A 7,414-nucleotide genomic window follows, 5' to 3' on the forward strand; every position below is an offset into this window, starting at 1 on the left:
AGCTGCCAAGACCGCCAATCCCACCTCTCAGCGAACCAGCAACACCCCAGACCAGCCGCCTCACCGAACACCAACAAACCCCCCTCCCAGCGTTAGGCGAGAAGGTCGTGGGCGAGGCCGGTCTCGCTGGTGGTGCCCGGTCCGGGGTGCAGCGTGATCCGGCCGGACGGCGGATGGTGGGCGGCCAGGGCGGTGTGGGTGTGGATTACGTCGTCATCGCGGTCGATGACCACGGTGACGGAGGGCGGCCGCGTGTCGGGAGGCATGGTGGTGTGGTGGTCAGCCAAGGCGGCTGAAGGCCCAGCGCAGCAGTTCCTGGTCGACGCGGGGGCGGCCGGTGCGGGCCAGGGCGGTGCGGGTGTGCGCGGTCAGCTGGGCCCAGGCGCGGAAGTTGCCGTGCGCGGCATGCTGGTCGGCGAAGGCGATGTCATCGGGGTCGGCGTCGGCCCAGACCGGGTGGAACAGCGGGATGACGTCGAGGACCTCGCTAGGGGTCAGGCGGGTGAAGTACTGCCAGATGAAGATGCGGGAGGAGAGCATCGGTTCACGGCGCAGCACGGTGTGGCAGCCCTCGCCGCCGACGAAAATGATGGCGAGCTGGGTTGAGGGTTCGTCCCAGAGGTAGCGGAAGTATTCGAACGCCTCCCCGTTGAGCCACTGGGCCTCGTCGACGAGGAAGGTACGGGGGCGTTCGGCCAGAGCCGTCTTCAGCAGGCGGTCGAATTCGCTGGGGTGGCGGGGTGGTTCGCCGGCCAGGTCAAGCGCGGTGAACAGTTCGTAGCGCACTGCGCGGGCGGTGGGACGGGCACGGAAGGTGATTTTACGGATGTCCTCGCCGGGTTCGAGCGCGCGCAGGCAGGTGTTGACTGCGAGCGTCTTGCCGAAGCCGGCGCCGCCGTGGATACACATCATCGCGCGGGCGGCGACCGTATCGCCAATGTTCTCCCGCGCGGTGAGCAGAGCCCGGGTGGTGACGACGGCTGCGTCGGGCAGGTCAACGTACTGGTAGGTGGCTGCGGTCATCAGGCCTCTCCTGCGGGTCGGGAGCCGGACTCCGGCGCAACGTCCGCCGACGGGTCGGCTGGAGCGGAGGCGGGCGGGGGCGGCGCTGTGCCGGCCGCAAGGGCGGGCGGGGTGCGCCAGTGCGCCGGAGGCGGGGCGGGCGGGATCAGGTCGGGCAGTGCCAGCCGTGCAACGTCGGTGTAGTCAGCGGCGGCGAGTTCACGGTCGGCCTGGGCGGCCGTGACGGCTCCCAGCCGCTGGGCGGGCTCCGCGCTGGTGGTGGGGGCGAATCGCTGGCGGCGCAGACGTTCGGCGGCCTTCGTGTCGGCGCGCAGGCGCCGGGCGCGCTCCGCGCGTGCCTCGCGCAGTGCCTGCAGTTGCTCGGCGGTGGCCGCGTCCGCGAGGTGTGCCGGGCCGAGGTGGCGGCCTCGGCTGTCGCAGACCTCGATCTCGTGGTCGTGGTGCGGCATGTAGCGCACGCGGACCTGGCGGCCGGCCTGGCCGGTCATCCACGCGGCGGTGTAGGTACGGCCGCGCCAGCTCACGCCGTGGCTCGTCAGCTTCCGCGGCCGGCCGTCGTCCTCGAGGGTGAAGGCCCACAGGTCGGCGGCGGGGATGTCGGTGACAGGGGTCGGATCGGCCTGCCACGCCTCCAGCGGCGTACGGCCCGACAGGGCTTTCGGACGGTGCGCGGTGTTCCACCAGGTCGTCCACGCCAGGACCTCCATAGTGAAGTCCTGGAACGACAGGGCGGACACCGCCCCCGCGGTACGTCCGCGCCGCTCCGAGCGGGGCCCGGTGGGAGCGGCGGTGTAGCCGGGCAGGGCGGCGAACAGCATCCGGTCCGCGGCCCGGTTGAGGCTTTCCACCGTGCCCTTCAGATGCGGGCTGTAGGCGGGCAGGTCCTTGACCGTCACGCCCATCGCACCGAGCGCGGTGGTCACGGCGGCCGACAGGAAGTCCTTGCCCCGGTCCATCCTCACCAACTCCGGCACTCCCCCGGCCGGGCCGTAGGGATCGTCCCGCACCACTGCGGCGCGCAAAGCGGCCAGTACCGACGCGCGGGAGGGATGGCCCGGGGTGACAGCGGTACCGGTGATGACTTTGGTGGCGGTGTCGATGAACCAGGTGATCCACGGGCGCACCAGGTCGCCGTCGGCGTCGACCAGCAAAGGGGCCTGGACGTGGTCAGTCTCCCAGGCGTAGTTGCGCCATGACGCCGGCCGCTTGCCGAACACGTCATGGGCGCGTGCCGCCTCCGGTCCGACGGCGAGACCGGCGCGCTCCCCCGCCGTCAGATCACGGCGCAGCGCGCGCAGGAACGTCGACAGGGACGGGACCGGATCCAGCAGCGGCACCTGCGACAGGGCTGCCCCGCCCGGGACAGCCACCAGGTCCGGCGGGACGGACACGGCAGTGCCGGACGTTTGCGCGCGTACGCCCCCGGCCTCGGCCGCAGCGCGCTCCATGAGCTGGCGGTGGACTGCGGAGGCGTTGCCGTGCCAGTACGCCAGCAGCACCCGGATCTCCGCGGTGATCTCGAACCTGCCGGTGCGGCGGGCTCCGGGATGCGCAGCCGCCGCCGGGCTCTGGGACGCCTCAGCCAGCCACCGCCACACCGTGCGCTCCGATGCCCCCAGGCATTCCCCCGCCAGCCGCACGTGCTGCCGCGAAAGACCGCCCCGGGCCCTCAGCGCCAGCAGGCGGCGCACCGCCGGCGCCCGCAGCGCGACCAGCGACTGCTTCCCGAGCACACCCTCCGGATCCCCCGGCGGCGGCCACTGCCCTCCTGCGTTTACGCCGTGGCCGCCGTTGGTGTTCTGCGGTCCGCTGTCCGTCATCGCACTGTTCCTTCTCCTCGCCGAACGGGGTGAGGTTCTCTGCCGTCAAACCCGGTGTGTCCCGGGCACGTGGGAGGGGCCCGTCATGAGTACGGGCCGAGCCGGGCACAGGCCTGGTCGATCGCGTCCCGATCCACGCCCGCACCGGGCTCGCGGCCCCGGGCTGCGCAGACATGCGAGGTGATCTTCGCCCAGGTACGGAAGTTGCCGCGGGCGGTCTGCTCATCCGCCCGCACCAGGCCGGCCGGATCCGCGTCCTCCCACACCGGGTGGAACAGACCCAGCGTCCGCGGCACGTCCTCCGTGTCGAGGCGGCTGACCTGGTGCCAGGTCAGGACGCGGGAACGCATCGCCGCTGCCCGGGCCAGCGCCCGCTCGCTGCCCGCCCCGCACAAGACCAGGGCAGCCGCACAGCCCGGCGAGTCCCACAGCTGCCGCAGGTAGTCCAGCACCGGCGGCGACAGGCGCTGCGCGTCGTCGAGGAACAGCACACCCGGCTCGGCCAGCGCCTCCGCCAGAGCCTGGTCGGCCGGTCCGGCACGGTGCGTCAGCGACCCCGACGGCAGCCCCAGCGCCTCGCACAAAGCGGCCCGCACCTGCGGCAGGCCGGGCCCGACCCCCACCACCGCCCGCCACACCGGCACCCGGCCGGGCAGCAGGTGCAGCGCCTGCTCGACCGCGACCGTCTTCCCCAGCCCCGTGTCCCCGTACACGCAGCCGATCCCCCGCGCGGCGACCGTGTGCCCCACCGCCTCCACCACCCCGGCCACCTGCCGTGTGGACACCAGCCGCGCCCCCGGCGCGTACAGACGCACCCCACCCGACACCCGGGCACGCGCAGCAGCCTTCACCGCGCCGGGCCGCTGTTCAGCGCCCGTACCGGACGGCACGGCATCCGGGCCGTCCACCACCGGCGGACCGTCCGCACCCTCTGCGAAGCCGAGTTCGGCCAGTGCCCGGTCGTACCGGCTCGGCTCCACCAGGCCCGACGCCGCACGGGCGACCTGAAGCACCCGGCCCGCCCGCAACTCGTCCTTCACAGCACGGTGCAGCGTCGCCAACGACGGCACAAACTCCGCCTCCCAGTGCTCCAGCACGCCCTCGTCCTGCGCCCGGAGCATCCTGCGGCGCAGCTCCGCGACGTTCCCGCCCACCTGGGTGAGCACCTCCCACAAGGCGTCACCCACCGTGAACCCGCCATGCCGCGGCCGCGCCTCCACCCGCCCCTCGCGTCCCTCGGCCAGCCACCGCCACACCGTCCGCTCCGTCACCCCTGCCAAACCGGCCGCGATCCGCACGTGCAACGACGACAGACCGCCCTCACCCCGGTCCACTGCCAGCAGCCGCCGTACCACCACTGCCCGCTCCACCCGCCCGGCCACCGCCAGAACGGCCGGACCCGGCACCGTCTCCCCCACCGGGGTTCCCGAACCCGTCACAAGGCCAACCCCACCGCCCCGGCCACCCCCTTCACACGAAGACCGGCAAACCCAACACAGCCGGACCGCGATCTGCTAGCCGCACCGTGACAGCCACCTGGTCACCCCACGACAGCAACCAGTTCCACGCCCCGGCCCCGTGGACTGCCGTCAGCACCCCGCCCCGCCGACATCGCCCTGTACTGCCCCTGTGCCCACCTACGAAGGCACCTGCACGCCAGCAGTAGCGGCAACTGCCATCCCGGCTCAGCGAGCCTCACGCCCGACCGGTCAAACGGCACCTGCGACAAGAAGGCGTGCCAACGCCTCTTCCCCAGTCAGAGGTGAGGCGCCGACAGTCAGCGACGTGCCCGGTGCAGGCGCCGGTCCAGTACCGGCCTATGACCTCCGGGCCGACTCTCCAGGATGTGCTCGCATGTCCGGGCTCCTGCCGCGAACTCGGCGCCGGTACGTGCCGTCATCGCCCGGAAGAACGCCCGACCATCCGGGGACTGACTACTGGTCGTCCAGCGATACCCGGGACCGTCCAGGAGTGCCCTGTCGACGAGGCGTGTGCCGAGACCTTGCCGCTGTACTTCCGGGGAGAGCGAGATCTTCGAAATGACGCCCCGCTCGCACTGATGACAGACCTTCCACACCAGCCGCGCATCGGATATCCCGTCACGGCCGTAGACGCGGACATCCTGAAAACCAGCAGGCCGCGTCGCGGCATGCAGCAGGAAGAACAACTCGGTCCTCGGACGGCGAAGAAGCATCCACCGCCAACGAAATTCATCCAGCCCGTCAGGTGTCCTCACCGGAGCCCCCTCGCCAGTCCACGGCCGACTCCGAGTCTCGCGGGCATCCCTGCGGTTGTCCTTCAAACCACAGGAACAGCCACCCCACGCTGCCTGCAGGTTGAACTGGGAATGGGGGATCTCGTAACCAGCCGGCACGGACGACCCGCTCTGGCGAAGCCATCGGCACGGCCAGGAGTTCCAGGGCAATGGAGTCCGTCAGATGCTCACAGCGCCAAGCAGCATGCCAGCCCGGTCGTTGTCGATCGTTTCAACCGAAGCGGTAAGCACCGTTCCTGGCCTGGGCGGCTGCGGAGTCGGAGACATCACCTCGGGGGCGGGTACGGGGGCGCCGAACAGGTCGTAGAGGTCAGGCATTTCTGTTCCTTTTCATCCGTGTTTTTCGTGCCGTGCTCGTTGAGTGCGATGCCCCCCAGCACGATGAAAAATGCAAGCGCGGCAGCGACTGCCAGAGTAACCGCGTCGCGGAACACCGTCAGAAACGTCCTGATCGTCTCTTCCCCGATGCTCACCGTTCCGACGTATGCCTCCGCAAGGCTTGCTCGCATCGGCCTGGTGCCTTGAGCGGCGAGCCGCGTATCGGTGCGGCCCAGGACAGCCCGCGCCGAAAGGATCGACGCGGCGCCGGCGACTGAGAGGACTGCCATCGCGCACGAGGTGGCCCACAGTGCGATGAGAGACCAGTGGTTGTCCAGCACGTCGGCGAGTTTCCCCATGACAGCTGCGATGAGCGCAAGAGCGACTGTGGCGAGGGCGCCCGCTCGGTTACGGATACGGTCGAGGTCAGCCATCTGCCGATCAATCTGGCGACGGCCTTCCTCCATCAGAAGTCCGAGTTCCTCATCGCTCAGGGGCGGCACGTCCCTGGTATAGGGCTCGGGTTCAGCGAACGTGGGCATGGTGTGCCCGGGATGGAGCAGGGCGACGCAGTAGACGAGGTAGAGACGGGCTTCGGCGAATCGTCCGCTGATGACAGGCATTCAGGCTCCTCGCAGCCAGTCGGCCAAAGAGTCAGCGATCTGCGACGTCATGCTGTCGGGCAGGAAAAGCCACTGTCCACCGGGATTGAGGTCCACGAAAGCAGGTCCGGCGTCCTCAACGATCCAGTCCTGACAGGTGAAACCGGTCTGAAGGTGTTCGGCCAGGCATACGGCGTCTCGTTCGACACTGTCCCAGCGGGCGGAGGGCACGAAAGACCCGTGGGCGCGGGCGGCCTGGCGCCAGTCCAGGGGCAACCCGCCGGCATCAAGTTCGGCAGTCCAGGCGCGTCCGCCGACGGTGACGATCCGCAGATGCGCCCGAGCGGTAAGCAACTTCTGCGCGAGGAAGGGAGCGCCCAGCAGGTCCACGCCTGCCAGATCACGAGCGGTCACAGCCTGCGTGTGCACGACCTGGTCGCGGCCGTCATCCGTCATGAAGTTGCCGGGACCGAGCGGCTTGATGACGAAGGGCTCACCGAGCTCGGCCGCCAGGTAGGCCGGGTCCGCGCAAATGAAGCTCTCCGGGACGCGCAGCCCAGCCGTCTGAGCAGCCCTGTACTGCACGAGCTTGTTCTCGGCGGCGAACAACGCGTCCACTCCGCACACCCATGAGATACGGGCATCACGCAGCAGGGCAGCCAGCACTGTCATACGAGCGGCAAGTCGAGCCGCGGCCCTGCTGCCCAGGACGGTACCCGTATCCCATCCGGCGGGGGCCAAGCGCCTGATCCAACCCCGAGCAGCCACTTCCGGCGATAGACAGACCTTCTCACCGGCCAGGTCGACGAACGTGCCTTCCTCCGGGCTCAGGCGGTAGAGCGCAGAGGGCAGCGTAGCCGCGTCGATGACCACGGTGCCTTCCTTCGGGAGCCGCGCGAGGACGGTGCTGACATGCTGATCTGTCGCGTCACCGATCAGAAACACCCTGGCAGGGTCACAGTCCTGGGAGAGCGCCATCGAACCTGCTCCAGCAGCACTTGGCGCCACAGGGTGAAATTCCATACACGGATCGTAGAAGAACAAAGAAGGGACAAACTGCCGTCACCTCTCACCGAACGGGGAGGAGCAGTGCGGCAGAGCCCACACAAGCGGGGCGCTCCCTCGGTACAACGGACTTGCTGGTCATCAGGGCTTTTCGATGAACAGCACCCGAGTCCAAGTCTCGCGGACGCCCCCACCGTTGTCCTTCAAACCATAGGAACAGCCACCCTCACGACAGCCGACCCACCCCACACCAGTTGAAAAACAGCAGCCATTTGGTTAGAAGCCGTATCTCAACCGATCATGGAACGTGCGGGTCGAACAGGTTTCCCGCCGGGGTGATCTTCCCGTTGTGCGCGCATGAAGACAGGGCC

Annotated in this window: 6 protein-coding genes; all 6 read right to left on the minus strand. The window is 69.6% G+C overall.

Going from position 1 to position 7,414, the window contains the following annotated elements; genetic code table 11:
* Positions 1 to 92: 92 nt before the first annotated feature.
* Positions 93 to 266 (minus strand): hypothetical protein, encoded by a 174-nt coding sequence (locus tag ABZ707_RS33105; protein ID WP_360182560.1) that lies wholly within the window; start codon positions 264 to 266, stop codon positions 93 to 95.
* Between the two features lie 13 nt (positions 267 to 279).
* Complete coding sequence (locus ABZ707_RS33110) at positions 280 to 1,023, minus strand: ATP-binding protein (protein WP_360182563.1); 744 nt, start codon at positions 1,021 to 1,023, stop codon at positions 280 to 282.
* A complete protein-coding gene (locus ABZ707_RS33115) occupies positions 1,023 to 2,843 on the minus strand; it encodes a transposase family protein (protein ID WP_360182566.1) in 1,821 nt (606 codons plus the stop codon). The genes ABZ707_RS33110 and ABZ707_RS33115 overlap by 1 nt, the downstream gene beginning before the upstream one ends.
* 83 nt (positions 2,844 to 2,926) lie before the next feature.
* Positions 2,927 to 4,261 (minus strand): ATP-binding protein, encoded by a 1,335-nt coding sequence (locus ABZ707_RS33120; protein WP_360182569.1) that lies wholly within the window; start codon positions 4,259 to 4,261, stop codon positions 2,927 to 2,929.
* Positions 4,262 to 5,384: 1,123 nt separating this feature from the next.
* Positions 5,385 to 6,059 carry a hypothetical protein gene (locus ABZ707_RS33125; protein ID WP_360182572.1) on the minus strand — a complete coding sequence of 225 codons (675 nt, stop codon included), beginning with the start codon at positions 6,057 to 6,059 and terminating at the stop codon, positions 5,385 to 5,387.
* The gene (locus ABZ707_RS33130) at positions 6,060 to 7,016 is read right to left on the minus strand and encodes a hypothetical protein (RefSeq protein WP_360182575.1); all 957 of its coding nucleotides are present in this window, start codon (positions 7,014 to 7,016) and stop codon (positions 6,060 to 6,062) included. It abuts the gene before it with no gap.
* Positions 7,017 to 7,414: the final 398 nt, after the last annotated feature.

It is taken from the genome of Streptomyces sp. NPDC006923 (assembly GCF_040635655.1).
Taxonomy (GTDB): Bacteria; Actinomycetota; Actinomycetes; order Streptomycetales; family Streptomycetaceae; genus Streptomyces.